Origin of the sequence: Providencia sp., from assembly GCF_040396775.1 — a bacterium.
Taxonomy (GTDB): domain Bacteria; phylum Pseudomonadota; class Gammaproteobacteria; order Enterobacterales; family Enterobacteriaceae; genus Providencia.
Window position 1 is genome coordinate 125,150 of record NZ_JBEBNT010000001.1, and the last position, 14,989, is coordinate 140,138.

The 14,989-nt window shown below is 41.7% G+C and carries 16 protein-coding genes; 9 read left to right on the forward strand and 7 right to left on the reverse strand.

The features are described 5' to 3' along the window. Positions 1-122 precede the first annotated feature (122 nt). Positions 123-344 carry a DUF2594 family protein gene (locus ABWP91_RS00600; protein WP_353241532.1) on the reverse strand — a complete coding sequence of 74 codons (222 nt, stop codon included), beginning with the start codon at positions 342-344 and terminating at the stop codon, positions 123-125. A 406-nt stretch (positions 345-750) separates the two neighbouring features. On the opposite strand from ABWP91_RS00600, the gene ABWP91_RS00605 reads away from it, so the two are divergent. The 3 genes from ABWP91_RS00605 (at position 751) to ABWP91_RS00615 (ending at position 2,735) form a co-directional block, all read left to right on the forward strand. Then, positions 751-1,950: a sugar transporter gene (locus ABWP91_RS00605; protein WP_353241533.1), complete on the forward strand. Its 1,200-nt coding sequence runs from the start codon at positions 751-753 to the stop codon at positions 1,948-1,950. Between the two features lie 113 nt (positions 1,951-2,063). After that, the gene (locus tag ABWP91_RS00610) at positions 2,064-2,396 is read left to right on the forward strand and encodes a DMT family transporter (protein WP_353241534.1); all 333 of its coding nucleotides are present in this window, start codon (positions 2,064-2,066) and stop codon (positions 2,394-2,396) included. 39 nt (positions 2,397-2,435) lie between these two features. After that, positions 2,436-2,735 carry a DUF333 domain-containing protein gene (locus ABWP91_RS00615; RefSeq protein WP_353241535.1) on the forward strand — a complete coding sequence of 100 codons (300 nt, stop codon included), beginning with the start codon at positions 2,436-2,438 and terminating at the stop codon, positions 2,733-2,735. Between the two features lie 74 nt (positions 2,736-2,809). On the opposite strand, the gene dsbB is transcribed toward ABWP91_RS00615, so the two are convergent. Both dsbB and nhaB read right to left on the reverse strand, forming a co-directional pair. Beyond that, positions 2,810-3,331, reverse strand: coding sequence for a disulfide bond formation protein DsbB (gene dsbB / locus ABWP91_RS00620; protein WP_353241536.1), 522 nt, complete (start codon positions 3,329-3,331; stop codon positions 2,810-2,812). A gap of 157 nt (positions 3,332-3,488) precedes the next feature. Next, a complete protein-coding gene (nhaB, locus tag ABWP91_RS00625) occupies positions 3,489-5,036 on the reverse strand; it encodes a sodium/proton antiporter NhaB (RefSeq protein WP_353241537.1) in 1,548 nt (515 codons plus the stop codon). Between the two features lie 220 nt (positions 5,037-5,256). Here nhaB and fadR point away from each other — a divergent pair, with 220 nt between their 5' ends. The 4 genes from fadR (at position 5,257) to ABWP91_RS00645 (ending at position 9,788) form a co-directional block, all read left to right on the forward strand. Then, complete coding sequence (gene fadR / locus ABWP91_RS00630) at positions 5,257-5,973, forward strand: fatty acid metabolism transcriptional regulator FadR (protein WP_047756875.1); 717 nt, start codon at positions 5,257-5,259, stop codon at positions 5,971-5,973. A gap of 485 nt (positions 5,974-6,458) precedes the next feature. Next, complete coding sequence (locus ABWP91_RS00635) at positions 6,459-7,760, forward strand: D-amino acid dehydrogenase (protein ID WP_353241538.1); 1,302 nt, start codon at positions 6,459-6,461, stop codon at positions 7,758-7,760. Positions 7,761-7,822: 62 nt separating this feature from the next. Next, positions 7,823-8,902 carry an alanine racemase gene (gene alr, locus ABWP91_RS00640; protein ID WP_353241539.1) on the forward strand — a complete coding sequence of 360 codons (1,080 nt, stop codon included), beginning with the start codon at positions 7,823-7,825 and terminating at the stop codon, positions 8,900-8,902. Between the two features lie 133 nt (positions 8,903-9,035). Further along, positions 9,036-9,788 carry a MipA/OmpV family protein gene (locus ABWP91_RS00645; protein ID WP_353241540.1) on the forward strand — a complete coding sequence of 251 codons (753 nt, stop codon included), beginning with the start codon at positions 9,036-9,038 and terminating at the stop codon, positions 9,786-9,788. A gap of 67 nt (positions 9,789-9,855) precedes the next feature. On the opposite strand, the gene ABWP91_RS00650 is transcribed toward ABWP91_RS00645, so the two are convergent. Together ABWP91_RS00650 and gapA are read right to left on the reverse strand one after the other, a co-directional pair. Beyond that, a complete protein-coding gene (locus tag ABWP91_RS00650; RefSeq protein ID WP_353241541.1) occupies positions 9,856-10,737 on the reverse strand; it encodes a D-hexose-6-phosphate mutarotase in 882 nt (293 codons plus the stop codon). Between the two features lie 220 nt (positions 10,738-10,957). Next, positions 10,958-11,953, reverse strand: coding sequence for a glyceraldehyde-3-phosphate dehydrogenase (gene gapA / locus ABWP91_RS00655; RefSeq protein WP_273803150.1), 996 nt, complete (start codon positions 11,951-11,953; stop codon positions 10,958-10,960). Between the two features lie 355 nt (positions 11,954-12,308). On the opposite strand from gapA, the gene msrB reads away from it, so the two are divergent. Further along, complete coding sequence (msrB, locus tag ABWP91_RS00660) at positions 12,309-12,722, forward strand: peptide-methionine (R)-S-oxide reductase MsrB (protein ID WP_353241542.1); 414 nt, start codon at positions 12,309-12,311, stop codon at positions 12,720-12,722. A 120-nt stretch (positions 12,723-12,842) separates the two neighbouring features. Beyond that, on the forward strand, positions 12,843-13,145 hold the full coding sequence (locus ABWP91_RS00665; RefSeq protein ID WP_353241543.1) for a YeaC family protein: 303 nt from the start codon (positions 12,843-12,845) through the stop codon (positions 13,143-13,145). A gap of 94 nt (positions 13,146-13,239) precedes the next feature. Here ABWP91_RS00665 and pncA read toward each other — a convergent pair whose 3' ends face one another. Both pncA and ansA read right to left on the reverse strand, forming a co-directional pair. Further along, a complete protein-coding gene (gene pncA / locus ABWP91_RS00670; RefSeq protein ID WP_353241544.1) occupies positions 13,240-13,866 on the reverse strand; it encodes a bifunctional nicotinamidase/pyrazinamidase in 627 nt (208 codons plus the stop codon). Between the two features lie 11 nt (positions 13,867-13,877). After that, the gene (gene ansA, locus ABWP91_RS00675) at positions 13,878-14,897 is read right to left on the reverse strand and encodes an asparaginase (protein ID WP_353241545.1); all 1,020 of its coding nucleotides are present in this window, start codon (positions 14,895-14,897) and stop codon (positions 13,878-13,880) included. Positions 14,898-14,989 lie beyond the last annotated feature (92 nt).

Here is a 14,989-nt window from a genome sequence, read left to right on the forward strand (position 1 = left end):
TAAAGAATGGTTTAATTCGTAAATAAAGATAGATGATTTTGATAACAAAAACTTAGTTATTTGTGCAGTTAATCCATTCTTGAATGCTTTTATGCTTTAAATAGCATTTATCGCTAAATAATCTATTGGCGATAGCCTGTTTTAATTTGTTCTAAGATGCTTGTATAAGTTTCTGCTTGTTTTTCGTCTTCCATTTGAGCAACTTCACGTTGCATTTTGATCAAAATCTTACCTGCATCAGCTTGGCCAATTGCTTTAAGCATATGAGTGACTAAGTTTTTTAAGCAGGTCACTTCATCTGCAAGTGCGTTGACATCAGGCTCAGTAGGAAAATGGGTTTTCATTGAATCGATCCTTTAAGATAAAAAGTAATTTTATGGATTGTAGCATAGAAAAAATAATATGTGCTTTCAGATAAATAAGATGTATGCAATCGAATATAAAGCATGCAGGCTATGATCCATTTGATTAATTTTCAGAAAACATTGGTGATATTTGCATCGTAATGTTTTTTTGGGGAAAGATTAATTTTGGGGTTTAGTAGTTTGCTGTTGATTATCAATATCAAGAGCGAGCTTTAAAATAGCTAAATAGTTGTGATACAATTCACAAAAATACGGTGTGTAGAACAATAAAACACCGTTTAATCGTTCAGTTTAGTTCTAAACATATATTTCCCATGTGCCATCGTCATAAGTCGGTAACCGATTTATGTCATTAGCTTATGGAAAACTGAAGGCAAGATAAATAATGACACAAGTATCGAGAAAAACCGCTTGGATCCGCGTTTTAGCGCTAGCGGTTGCTGCATTTGTTTTTAATACAACAGAGTTCGTCCCTGTTGCATTATTAAGTGATATTGCGGCCAGTTTTGACATGACGGTAGCGCATACAGGGTTGATGATCACCATATATGCGTGGGTGGTAGCGTTGATGTCATTACCATTAATGTTATTAACCAGTAAAATAGAACGTCGTAAGTTACTGGGCTTCTTGTTTGTTATTTTTATTATTAGCCATATTGTTACAGGTTTTGCGTGGAACTTTGACGTGCTGATTATTGGACGTGTGGGTGTCGCGCTGTCTCATGCGGTCTTCTGGTCGATTACTGCTTCTTTGGCTATTCGTGTTGCCCCCGCAGGAAAAAAAGCACAGGCATTAGGGTTACTCGCAACGGGGACCGCATTAGCCACTGTTTTAGGTCTGCCAATTGGTCGCGTTATTGGCCAGTTTTTAGGCTGGCGAGTGACGTTTTTGTGTATTGGTGTCGTGGCGCTGTTCACGATGATTGCACTGATCCGCTTTTTACCTCGCTTACCCAGTGAACATTCAGGTTCTTTAAAAAGTCTCCCTGTGTTATTTAAACGCCCAGCACTAGTCGGGATGTTCGCATTGACGGTATTAGTGGTGACGGCACACTTTGCCGCCTACAGCTATATTGAGCCTTTTGTTCGTGATGTGGCGCATCAAAGCCAAAACTTTGCCACGGTATTGCTGCTAATTTTCGGCGCTGCGGGTATTATTGGCAGTATCATCTTTAGCCGTTATAGCACAAAACTTTCATTAATATTCCTGCCTTCAGCGATAGCTTTAATGACACTGTGCCTATTGTTGCTGTTACCGATGGGGGGCAATGCCTGGTCACTGATTATCTTGTCTGTGTTCTGGGGAATTGCGATGATGTGCATTAGTTTAGGCATGCAGGTGAAAGTGATTGATTTGGCACCTGATGCAACGGACTTAGCGATGGCTATTTTCTCCGGAATTTTTAATATTGGGATCGGCGGTGGTGCGTTGTTAGGGAATCAAGTGATTGTACATATGGGAATGACGCGAATTGGTTATGTGGGCGCAGTGATTGGTGTAATAGCGTTTGTTTTGTGCCTTTATTTATTTAGACGTTATAGCCAAACATTGAGTGATAAACTGACTCCAGCCGCACAACATTAAGACGTTAAATTAATAGGTTGTTAAATAAGCTCTGTAGTGCTTTTAAAGCATGCGGAGCTTTTTTCTGTTTTATCGTTATATTTTATCTTTTAATACAACAATAAGGATCACCCATGAAAGGCCTTAGCTTTCTCTTGATGTCTATTATTGCCGAAGTGATTGCAACTACCACGTTAAAAGCTTCCGATGGTTTTAGCCGTTTTTGGCCGTCTTTAATTGTGATTATTGGCTATGGGGTGTCTTTCTGGGGGTTATCACAGGTAGTGAAAGTGATGCCATTGGGGATCGCCTATGCTATCTGGTCTGGCTTAGGGATTGTGTTAGTTTCAGTCGCTGCAATTTTTATTTACAACCAAAAACTCGATTTACCTGCAATTATTGGTATGCTATTAATTATTATTGGTGTTTTAGTCATCAATTTATTTTCAAAAAGTAGCACGCATTAAGTGCAAAGGATGACAGCGGTTTTATAGGAGACAAAGAGCATGGGGCGTAAGGTCAGCCAGTTATTAAAACCTGTGATGGCTGTTGCTGTGGCGGGTGTAATGTCAGTGATGTTATCGGCTTGTGGAAGCTCAGAAGTGAATAAAACCGTTGATAACTCTGCAACTCAGTATGCGAAGCAAGTGGTTAATTTAGGGCCTGGGATCCAAGAAGCTTGTGTTTCTGCAGGGGGATTACCTGCATTAACACTTGAACTCAATGGCGATGAAACAGCAGTTTGTCAATTTGCGAATGGCAAACGCTGCGCCGCAAATGTGATTCAAAGCGGTGCTTGTATTTAATATTTATTCAAAATTCACAAAAGAAAAGCCCCTTCAAATAAGGGGCTTTTTGCATTGACTCAATTCATTTGTAATTAAAAGGATTTTTTAGCAGGGAAAAATTGGCTAATTAACACAATAACGGCTACTAAAATATAAGCAGCAAAAATACCAATCAACCACTGTGGCATATCAAGGCCTAAAAACGCCCACTGCCTAGCCGCACAGTCACCCGATGCTTCAAACATCGCAGGAACCCACTCTTGCAGTGGCAACCAGTCAGGGAAATTGACAAAGAAATCACAAGAAGCAAATGGCGAAGGGTAAAGTTGCAGCATGGTATGTTCCCATGCAAGATCCAAACCGCGCCACGCGGCGTAAATCCAGACAACAATGGCGACCCAACGAATGATGATATTGCGCGGGGCGATAGCACCAATTAAACCTGCAAACATAACACCCAGCAATGCGACGCGTTCATAAATACACATTACGCAGGGTTGTAGCTTCATAACATGTTGAAAATATAATGCCGCACACTCTAACATAAAGGCTGTAAAGGCCATCAATAGCCATGCGCCTCGTCCTTGTGAGCAGTAGTTAAAAAATCGGAACATACTTGAGATATCCTAATTGAGTGATGCGCACATTTTGCCCCTATCTGCCTGATAAAAAAAGCGCCTAAAGCAAAATAAATGCCATTTCGAGTTGGGTTTTACCTAACATTACAATCAGGCGATGACAAAAACGCCTGATTGATGTTGAGTATAATCCCTATCCAAACGTAATTAAACCGATGGACTCCATCCAATGGGTTATTGGTACGAGCCAGTATTCAACACCTAATAAGCCCACAATGGTCATGACAATGGTATAAGGCAGAGCCATCCAGACCATTCGACCATATGATAAACGAATTAATGGTGAGAGTGCGGAGGTGAGTAAGAACAAGAATGCCGCTTGACCATTCGGTGTTGCAACAGAAGGGAGGTTTGTCCCTGTATTGATAGCCACTGCTAAAAACTGGTATTGCTCAGATGAAATAAGCCCTTCATTCGCTGCCTTCATTGCTTCCGTGATGTACACAGTGCCCACAAAGACGTTATCTGATACTGCTGATAGCAAGCCGTTAAACAGGTAAAATAGCGATAACTGAGAAGATTCAGATGATTGCAAAACAAACTGAATAAAAGGCGTGAATAGCTGTTGATCAATAATAACGGCAACAATACTGAAAAAGACGGTTAACAATGCAGTGAATGGTAGCGCTTCTTCAAAGGCTTTACCCAGTGCGTGTTCTTCGGTGATACCGCAAAATGCGGTCGCTAACACAATCACAGATAAACCGATCAGCCCAACTTCTGCTAAATGGAACGCTAATGCAGTAATTAACCATACCCCAATCAGTCCTTGTACCCACAGCTGCGCTTGTTCCTTTTTTGTACGCTTAGCTGTCATTTTTTTGTCGTGGTCGGTTAAAATTTGGCGAACGCTGTCAGGAAGTTCTGCACCGTAGCCAAATAATTTGAATTTTTCAACGACAAAACAAACGATTAACCCACACAGAAAAACAGGGATAGTGACAGGCGCCATACGAATGTAGAAGGTGATGAAATCCCAATTAACATGTTTTGCAATGATTAAGTTTTGCGGTTCACCGACCATAGTCATCACGCCGCCTAGTGCCGTACCAATCCCTGCATGCATCATTAAGCTACGCAAAAACGCGCGAAATTGTTCTAAAGTTTGTTTTTGTTCGCAACTATCGATGAACCCATCATTTTGCAGGTCAATATCACTGTGCTGATTGGAGGCATATTGATGATAAATAGAATAGAAACCAATGGAAACGCTGATCACGACAGCTATAACGGTTAATGCATCTAAAAAAGCAGATAAAAACGCACTTGCTAAGCAAAAGGCTAATGACAGAATTCGTTTAGAACGGACGTTTATCAGTAATTTGGTGAAAACAAATAACAAAAGCTGCTTCATAAAGTAGATGCCTGCCACCATGAAGATCAGCAGTAAAACCACTTCAAGGTTGTTACTGATTTCATGGGAAATCTGTGCAGGGCTTGTCATGCCAATAATCACCGCTTCGAGAGCAAGTAGGCCACCAGGTTGTAATGGGTAGCACTTTAATGCCATTGCTAGAGTGAATATAAATTCAATCACCAAGAGCCATCCCGCAACGAATGGGCTGGCAAAATAGAAAACCAGTGGGTTGATTATCAGGAATATAATAATGGCAAGTTTGTACCAATCTGGTGAATTTCCCAGAAAGTTTTTCAAAAATGCGCTTTTTAAACTAAAATCCATTATGGTTCGTTATCCTCTTATTGGATGTTATGTCACGTTCTACAACATACTACTCTTATCTTTTAAGGATTTTAAGTCTATTTGCTAATTGATAATGTATGAATTATATGGAAATTCTATGATTTGCTTCACTCTTTATTTTGAGTCTAACTATATCAGGAGACGACAATCTGGTATGATTTCCTCAATATCCGTTTAAAAGGTTTGGAATAATAAAAATATGGTTATTAAAGCTCAAAGCCCGGCAGGTTTTGCGGAAGAGTACATTATTGAAAGTATATGGAACAACCGTTTTCCACCAGGTTCAATCTTGCCTGCTGAGCGCGAACTGTCTGAGTTAATTGGTGTGACACGCACCACGTTACGTGAGGTGTTACAGCGTTTGGCTCGTGATGGTTGGTTAACCATCCAACATGGTAAGCCAACTAAGGTGAATAACTATTGGGAAACGTCGGGATTAAATATTTTAGAAACACTCGCCCGTTTAGATCACGATAGGGTTCCACAACTGATTGATAATTTACTGGCGGTACGGACAAATATTGCCGCGATTTTTATCCGAACAGCATTTCGGAACAACCCAGAAAAGTCTTTAGAAGTATTAGCGGGCAGAGAAAAAGTGGAAGACAATTCAGATGCATTTAGCGATTTGGATTATAACATTTTCCGCGGCCTCGCTTTCGCGTCAGGTAACCCAATTTATGGGCTGATTATTAATGGGTTAAGGGGGTTATACACGCGTGTTGGGCGGTATTACTTTTCTAATCCTGAAGCAAGGCGCTTAGCGTTAAGCTTTTACCAGCAACTGAGCCACCTTTGTCGTGAGCAAGCCTATGACCGCATTATGGAATGTGTACGTAATTACGGTAAAGAAAGTGGCCTGATTTGGCATTCCATGCAAGGCAATATGCCATCTGATTTAGCGCATATCCGTTAATCAAAATTTCAATGATTAGAGCCAGCATTCAACGATGATAGCTGGCTTTTTTATTGCAAGTCATTCTAAGTCTCTCGTTTTATCAGTTATTACTGAAAATGTGCTATATAACAATCGACATGAAGTATTTGATAAGATAATAAACTGCTAATTTTATCTTTTGCAACGTATAACTTCATGGGGGTGAGGTTTGGTTAATATAAATGTAATTAAGGATAAGTTCTAGTTATTTGATAGATTCTACTGAAAAAGATTGTATTGATTTTCGAGATAGTTTCTTATTATTGGGTAATCTGTTGATAATTAAAGTTTAAATAAAATTAACCAATTTCACCCATTAGAATAAAAATCTATTTTGTAAATATATTGTGACAATAACTGAATTTTTTATCTGAATTGTTAAAAGTGTTAATTCACTGCATTGGCAAAAGAATACTAGAATATTATTCTAATGAATAAGTTATTATTTTTCGGCTGAGGGCCCTATGAAAATTCTAGTGTTAGGTGCAGGTGTTATTGGTGTGACAACCGCATGGTATTTGGCGCAAGAAGGCCATGAAGTTATTGTTGTGGATAGACAGCACGGTGTTGCTGAAGAAACCAGTGCAGGTAATGCAGGGCAAGTTTCACCCGGGTATGCAACGCCATGGGGTGCGCCGGGTATTCCCCTGAAAGCCGTGAAGTGGATGTTTGAAAAGCATGCACCACTGGCGATCCGCCCAGATGGCTCATTGTTCCAGCTGCGTTGGATGTGGCAAATGCTCAAAAACTGTGATATTCAGCATTACGCAATGAACAAAAGCCGTATGGTGCGTATTGCGGAATATAGTCGCGACTGCATGCGCGAACTTAGAAATGACATTGGCATTCACTATGAGGAGCGCCAAGGGGGCACTCTGCAACTGTTTCGTACCGCAAAGCAATTTGATAATGCCGCGAACGATATCGCAGTGCTGCAACAAGAAGGCGTGCCGTATGAGCTCTTAACCTCTGATGAATTGGTGAAAGCGGAGCCTGCGCTCGAATTTGTAAAGCACAAATTAACAGGTGGATTGCGTTTACCGAATGATGAAACGGGTGATTGCCAGCAATTCACCAAAAAACTGGCGCAGATGGCAAGAAATGCAGGGGTAAAATTCCAATTTGGTGTGCAAGTTGAACACATTTTAACGCAAGGGCGGCGTGTGAGTGGCGTACTTATTGATGGCCAAATTCTGCAAGCTGATCAATATGTGGTGGCTATGGGGTCTTATTCCACTGCCATATTACAAAAACTGGTTAAAATCCCGGTTTATCCACTTAAAGGCTACTCATTGACGATGCCAATTATTGACGCACAAAGAGCGCCAACCTCCACCATTTTAGATGAAACCTATAAAATTGCAGTGACACGCTTTGATGAACGTATACGTGTCGGTGGGATGGCAGAAGTGGTTGGTTTTAATTTAAATATCCTGAAAAAACGCTGTGAAACACTAAAAATGGTGGTACAAGACTTGTATCAAGGTGGTGGTGATATCGCTCAAGCACAATTTTGGACAGGGCTTAGACCAATGACGCCAGATGGCACGCCGATTGTCGGGCCAACAGCGTATAGCAATTTATATTTGAATACGGGTCACGGCACGTTAGGCTGGACGATGGCATGCGGAGCGGGGAAATTGCTGGCGGATTTAATTTCAGGAAATACACCTGATATTGCCTCCGATGATTTATCCGTATCACGGTATTTAGATGGGTTTAATACGAAATTAGTAGCTGGTGGGCATTTAAACCCCGCGCGTTAATTTATTTAGGTTAGATAACCGATGTGCTGACATAAAAATAGACATGTATTTAAGGAATTAAGATGCCACGCCCAATTAGTGCTGTTATTCATTTAGACAATTTACAACATAATTTATCGGTTGTGCGTCAGCACTCAGGGCAGGCAAAAATATGGTCAGTCATGAAGGCGGATGGTTATGGTCATGGTATCAAACACATTTGGCCCGCACTAAAAGCCACTGATGGCTTTGCGGTGTTAGATCTTCAAGAAGCTATTTTGTTGCGTGAGGAAGGCTGGAAAGGGCCAATCTTGCTGCTAGAAGGATTTTTTCAGCCACAAGATTTAGGCGCAATCGACCAGTATCATTTAACCACTAGCGTACACAGTGAATGGCAACTTTATGCGATTGAAAATGTACAGCTATCTTCGCCTATTTCTGTGTATGTAAAACTCAATAGTGGGATGAACCGCTTAGGTTTTTCTGCCTCGGAGTATCAAGTGGTTGTTCAACGATTGGTGAGTATGCCAAATGTTGCCTCCGTGACAATAATGAGCCACTTTGCTAATTCAGATTCGCATACAGGTGTTACTGAGCCATTTGCGCAAATTAAGCAATTTAGCCACTTGTCACTACAAACGTGTATTGCCAATTCGGGGGCAACACTTTGGCATAAAGATACGCAATATGATTGGATACGAACGGGAATATTACTGTATGGCGCATCGCCTAGTGGTAAATCAGCGGATATTCGTCAATATTCGCTAAAAGCCGCGATGACGCTGCAATCAGAAGTGATAGCGATACACAATATTGCGGCTGGAGAGTCGATTGGCTATGGTAGCCGATTCACTTCATCAAAACCTATGCGTATTGCGACAGTGGCTTGTGGCTATGCGGATGGTTATCCTCGCCATGCACCGAATGGTACGCCTGTTTGGTGCAACGGAACGCGTTGTGGTTTACTCGGTGCAGTTTCTATGGATATGTTAACGATTGATATTACCCACTGTGATGATGTGAAGTTAGGAACGAAAGTCGAATTGTGGGGGCAAAACTTACCGGTAGATGACGTAGCGCAAGCCGCGGGGACGATCGGCTATGAATTAATGTGCGCCCTTGCAAAAAGAGTTCCTGTTCGTTACGAAAACAGCGTAGAATAATTGTTAACCAATGCTGTTGATAAACTCACAAATTTAGCTTTAAATGTGATTTGGATTATGAATATTGGGAATCCTTTCATATTGATATAACATACAACGTTGATCCGTCTCTCATTATTTTTAGGTTTACGATATGTCTAAAACAATTAAATTAACCACACTTGCTGTGGCGTTGAGCGTGTTATCCAGTGCAGCTTTAGCTGGGACATGGTCTGTAGGTGGCTCAGTATTGGCGCAGTCTACTCCGTATAAAGGCATTAAGTCTCGTGACTATATTACGCCAGTACCGATTGTGAATTATGACAGTGAAAACTTTTACTTTCATACGTTAGCTGCGGGTTACTACCTGTGGAATGACACGCAAGATCAACTGTCTTTAGATGCGTTCTATTACCCTCAATTTTTCAAGCCTAAAGACAATGATGATAAAGCGATGCGCGAATTAAATCGCCGTCGTGATACCGTTATGACAGGTTTAACTTATCGTCATAAAGCGGATTGGGGAACACTACGTACCAATATTTCAGGGGATATCCTTGGAATTAGCAACGGTATTCGTGGTGAGTTTGCTTACCTATACGGCTTCGAAGGCGATAAGTGGTCTATCACTCCTGGCTTGGGTATCAAATGGGATAGCAAAAACCAAAACCGTTATGAGTACGGCGTTTCTTCAAAAGAATCCCGTAATAGCGGTTTGAAACGTTATAGCCCAGGCTCAAGCTGGACGCCGTATATGGAAGTCACGGGTAACTACCGTTTCGACGAAAATTGGACTGTATTTGCGATGGGGCGTGTTGACCGTCTGCCAAGTGAAGTCAAAGACAGCCCAATGGTTAACAAATCCGTTTCTGCAATTATGTGGACGGGTGTAACTTACACATTCTAATGTGTGGTTGAGAGTCATAAACCCCCAGTAGGGTCTCATCCTGCTGGGGGTTTATTTTGCGACACGATTAATCTTGCGGTTTATTATCGCGAGCCACCATTACTAAAGATAGACGAGCAGGGTGCTGTGCATCGCTTTTCATTGGCACATTAATACTGGCCGTTTCAACACAGACCATCTGTTTGTAACCATTATTTGGCATATCTTGCATGCTGCATGACAATTCCGCCCAAGGGTTCCAGCACACCACATCACTATTATGGTAATGATGCAGTTCAATCGTGCGGTTCCAGCCATCATCGCGCAGTAAGCTGTACTCTTCAGGTTCTGAATAGATGCGGTCAGTGTGTTTATTGAATTTCAACGGTTCAGATTCATACACTTCTTTATCGGCGACTTTATCGAAATAATGACCACCAAGGCCATAAACTGTCGCTTTGTGAATATCACTGATATTGAAATAGGTATGCAATGCCGCCGTCGTTTCAAAGTCGCCATAGCTTTCGAGCTCGAGCTCACAGGTTTCACCGAGTTTCATTCGTAAAATCAAGGTGAACTCATGGGGCCACAGTTTACGGGTATATTCAGTGTCGGTGAGTGTGAAGGTTAAAATCACACCATCATCATGTTCATTATGGGCCGTAAATTGCCAAGGCAAAATACGCGCAAAGCCATGACTAGGACTTGCAACTGGGCCAAACCATGGCCAACAGATAGGAACGCCACCACGGATAGCTACACCGTCTTTAAACGCACTTTCTGAACTCAGCCAAAGGCATGGTTTTTGCCCTGCGGGCTGCCAGTCAATAAGATGTGCACCTTGTAAGCTAACCGCACCACGCACTTTTGGGTGAGAAACCACAATCAGTGGAAGGTCACCTAATTGGCGTTGGGTGATATAGGCAGAGAGTTGTTTAATAACAGGTAAAGCAAAAATTTTTTCGTGCATGGTATCGGCCTGTGTTAGTGGAGACAGAGTAAATATGCATTATACGTTTTGCGAGTGGTTGATTTGTGCGATGAGTGGCACTTATCTTAAGTCTTACTTATACAGTATCGAATAATGGATTAAAGATAAATGAAGTGAGAGAAAATGTTAACGCAGTATTCGATATGATACAAAAGAGCCGCCAATAGGCGGCTCAGTCAGACTCATTACTTAGCAACTCTTATTTAGAGATGTGAGCAATCAGGTCTAATACTTTGTTTGAGTAACCAGTTTCGTTGTCATACCAAGAAACTAATTTAACAAAGTTATCGTTCAGTGCGATACCCGCTTTAGCATCAAACACAGAAGTCAGTTTTTCACCGTTGAAGTCAGTTGATACAACGTCATCTTCAGTGTAACCCAGAACACCTTTCAGCTCACCTGCTGCCGCATCTTTGATAGCGTCACAGATTTGTGCGTAAGTTGCTGGTTTTTCCAGACGAACAGTTAAGTCAACAACTGAAACGTTTGGAGTAGGAACACGGAAAGACATACCAGTCAGTTTACCGTTCAGCTCAGGAATAACTTTACCTACAGCTTTAGCAGCACCAGTTGATGATGGGATGATGTTTTGAGCAGCACCACGACCACCACGCCAGTCTTTGTGAGAAGGGCCATCAACAGTTTTCTGAGTTGCCGTTGTTGCGTGGACAGTAGTCATCAGACCTTCAACGATACCGAATTTATCGTTGATAACTTTAGCCAGTGGCGCTAAGCAGTTAGTTGTGCAAGATGCGTTAGAAACGATTTCTTGACCTGCGTAAGCTTTGTGGTTAACGCCCATAACGAACATTGGGGTGTCATCTTTAGAAGGACCCGTCAGGACAACTTTTTTCGCGCCTGCTTGGATGTGTTTACGTGCAGTTTCGTCAGTCAGGAAGATACCTGTAGCTTCAGCAACCACGTCAACACCGACTTCGTTCCATTTCAGGTTTGCAGGATCTTTTTCTGCAGTAACACGGATTTTTTTACCGTTTACAACCAGGTGACCATCTTTAACTTCAACAGTACCGTTGAAACGACCGTGAGTTGAATCGTATTTCAGCATGTAAGCCATGTATTCTGCATCGAGCAGGTCGTTGATAGCAACGATTTCGATATCAGAACGCTCTTGTGCAGCACGGAAAACGATACGGCCAATACGACCAAAACCATTAATACCTACTTTGATAGTCATAGTATTTCCACCAGCTATTTATTCGTGAATTAAGTTGTAGTTAAAGTTACCAAAACCTTGCCAGCCGTCAAGCGGAATCGTGTCAATTATTGAAAAAAATCAATTCTGATACCACTAACTGCTTATTTGTCCGCCATTTCAGCGGCAAATACAGCCGCACGTATTATCGGGATTGTACGGCATAATGAAACCATCTATCAGTGATATATGTGATACGCTTCACAAATCAAAACGGAAAGTAAGATGCTTCTTAGTTTAGAATAGTTTTATAAAAATTGTTGTTAATTTTTTGTTGCTAAAAATTGCGGTGTGATAGTCATCAACCGAACAAATTATTTAAATATGTGGGTAAGTTATGTCAGATAAAGATAAACAACACGTTGATATTTCAGACTTAAATGAGATGCAGCGCTATGTTACACAGCAAGCGGGCACTGAACCGCCATTCAGTGGTCAATTATTGCATAACCGTAAAGAGGGTGTGTATGAATGCCTGTGCTGTGGTACACCTTTATTTATGTCTGAGACTAAATTTGATGCAGGTTGCGGGTGGCCAAGTTTTTATGAAGCAGTGAACGACCATGCTATCAAATACATCGAAGATTTCTCTCATGGAATGCACCGTATTGAAGTTCGTTGCCAAAATTGCGATGCACACTTAGGGCATGTGTTTCCTGATGGCCCCATGCCAACAGGTCAACGTTACTGTATTAATTCAGCATCCTTAAGCTTTTTGGATGAAGGATCAGGTGAGAAGACGCGTGGATAGGCAGCTGAAAGGTGCTGAAGTTTATTTTTTACTTTCAGCTTTTGCGGGCAATAACGATTCAGCTAAAAATAAAAAAGTAGTTTAATTGAAAGTTAGTTTATATTTTCGAAGGAGCGTGCCGTGAACGTAGAAGTCGACCCAAAACATATTGAACAATTACTTGCCGTGATGACCCCTGAAATTTATGAACGCCTCGTCACAGCCGTTGAGTTAGGAAAATGGCCAGATGGCGTTCCTTTAACGGCAGAGCAGAAAGAACATAGCTTACAGATGGTAATGCTGTGGCAATCACGGAACAACCATAATCCTGAGCACATGACGGTGGGGACAAATGGTGAGATCACCATGAAGAGCAAACAAGAACTTAAAACGATGTTCCAAGGGGAAATGCTCGTCACACTCAAACCGCAAAATAACGATTGATATCAAACAGCAGTATTTTTAATGAGGTTTGAAAGGGCAATATTTTCTCACAGAATGTAAAACATGAGAAAATATTGCTGTAGGAAATAGGCGGTTAGCCAATATCATCTAATGTGATAAGTTTGGCACCTTGTTGTTCCATCTCGATTAACGCATTTTGGCTGTCATTGGCGGCTAAGTTAACCCCACGGCAGCCATCTACTAACACATCGACGCTGTAGCCCAAATTTAAGGCATCAAGCACCGTAAATTTAACACAATAATCGGTTGCAATTCCCATAATAATTAAGTGAGTGACCCCTTTAGCTTGTAGCCATGTATGTAAGCGTGTTTGGCTCACTTTATCGTTATCAAAGAAAGCACTATAGCTATCAACTTGCGGGTTTTCGCCTTTGGTAAACGCTTCTTGGATAGCTTGCATGTTTAATCGGGGATGAAAACTCGCACCTTGTTTGCCTTGAACACAATGGACTGGCCACCACACTTGTGGCAATCCATTAAGTTCACCGATATCGCCAATTTGTGTGCCTGAATTTTCAGCAAAACTTAAATGATCAGCAGGGTGCCAATCTTGACTTGCAATGACGGTGATATTTTTTTGTTGGCAGACCGTGATTGCCTTATTAGCTACGTCTATAACGTGTTCACTTTCATTCACGGCGAGCGTGCCGCCAGTACAGAAATCATTTTGTAAATCGACTAACAATAAGGCCGTTTTCATCATTTCCTCAGTTATTCATCAGCGTAGCTCAATTCACCACGTAAATTATTTTGCATTAATTCGCGGATCAGTGCAGGTGTGTAATCTTGACTTAGTAAGTAATGTAATTTACTCAAGGCCGCTTCAAAAGTCATGTCATAACCGCTAATTACCCCGGATTCTGCAAGGGCATGCCCTGTAGCGTAGCCTTCCATATTCACACGCCCAGAGATGCACTGCGTTAGGTTGACCACAATAATCCCACGATTTGTGGCTTCACGTAGGATACGCAGTAACTCAGGTTGCTGAGGTGCGTTTCCAACGCCATAAGAGCGCAGAATTAACGCTTTGACGGGCTGCTGAAGAATATTACGGACAATATCAATCGATAAACCAGGGTAGAGTGTGACAACGCCAATAGGCTGCGGGGTGATGTGATGGGTTTTAAACTCACCTACACCAATAGGTGCAGGGCAAGCATTGAAAGTGCGAATATGAATGCCAGCTTCCATCAACGGTGAGCAGTTCGGTGAGCTAAAAGCATCGAAACCATCGGCATGTGCTTTAACGGTGCGGTTACCGCGGTACAACTTATTATTGAAAAATAGCCCGACTTCATTAATCGGGTAATTCGCCGCTAAATACAACGCATTCAATAGGTTGGTTTGCCCATCAGAACGTAACGCTTCCAATGGTATTTGTGACCCTGTCACTATAACGGGCTTCTTTAGGTTTTCAAACATAAAAGAGAGTGCAGATGCTGTAAACGCCATGGTATCTGTGCCATGCAAGATGACAAAACCATCATATTGTTCATAGTGTTGGCGAATATCTTCTGCGATGATTTGCCAATCTTCAGGCGTAATATCAGAGGAATCAATTAGCGGTTGGTGCTCACGAATAGTGAACTCAGGCATTTCTGGACGGTGGAATTCAGGCATCTGAGCCAATTGCGCTTGTAAATGGCCTGAGACAGGAATGTAACCTTGTGGTGAGTGGCGCATGCCGATGGTACCGCCCGTATAGACAACATAAATAGATTTCTTCTGCATTTGGTTACCTAATTTATTCGCGCATGGAGAAGTGAAAATAATTATCTGAATTTTGACGTAATTACAGGTGTATTACTATCGTTAAATTGCGA

Coding starts and splice junctions, on each gene's coding strand:
- dsbB (WP_353241536.1), bottom strand. CDS start 3,331: ATGTTCCGATTTTTTAACTACTGCTCACAAGGACGAGGCGCATGGCTA.
- ABWP91_RS00650 (WP_353241541.1), bottom strand. CDS start 10,737: ATGCACGAAAAAATTTTTGCTTTACCTGTTATTAAACAACTCTCTGCC.
- ansA (WP_353241545.1), bottom strand. CDS start 14,897: ATGCAGAAGAAATCTATTTATGTTGTCTATACGGGCGGTACCATCGGC.
- nhaB (WP_353241537.1), bottom strand. CDS start 5,036: ATGGATTTTAGTTTAAAAAGCGCATTTTTGAAAAACTTTCTGGGAAAT.
- ABWP91_RS00610 (WP_353241534.1), top strand. CDS start 2,064: ATGAAAGGCCTTAGCTTTCTCTTGATGTCTATTATTGCCGAAGTGATT.
- pncA (WP_353241544.1), bottom strand. CDS start 13,866: ATGAAAACGGCCTTATTGTTAGTCGATTTACAAAATGATTTCTGTACT.
- alr (WP_353241539.1), top strand. CDS start 7,823: ATGCCACGCCCAATTAGTGCTGTTATTCATTTAGACAATTTACAACAT.
- gapA (WP_273803150.1), bottom strand. CDS start 11,953: ATGACTATCAAAGTAGGTATTAATGGTTTTGGTCGTATTGGCCGTATC.
- ABWP91_RS00635 (WP_353241538.1), top strand. CDS start 6,459: ATGAAAATTCTAGTGTTAGGTGCAGGTGTTATTGGTGTGACAACCGCA.
- ABWP91_RS00645 (WP_353241540.1), top strand. CDS start 9,036: ATGTCTAAAACAATTAAATTAACCACACTTGCTGTGGCGTTGAGCGTG.
- ABWP91_RS00605 (WP_353241533.1), top strand. CDS start 751: ATGACACAAGTATCGAGAAAAACCGCTTGGATCCGCGTTTTAGCGCTA.
- ABWP91_RS00615 (WP_353241535.1), top strand. CDS start 2,436: ATGGGGCGTAAGGTCAGCCAGTTATTAAAACCTGTGATGGCTGTTGCT.
- msrB (WP_353241542.1), top strand. CDS start 12,309: ATGTCAGATAAAGATAAACAACACGTTGATATTTCAGACTTAAATGAG.
- fadR (WP_047756875.1), top strand. CDS start 5,257: ATGGTTATTAAAGCTCAAAGCCCGGCAGGTTTTGCGGAAGAGTACATT.
- ABWP91_RS00600 (WP_353241532.1), bottom strand. CDS start 344: ATGAAAACCCATTTTCCTACTGAGCCTGATGTCAACGCACTTGCAGAT.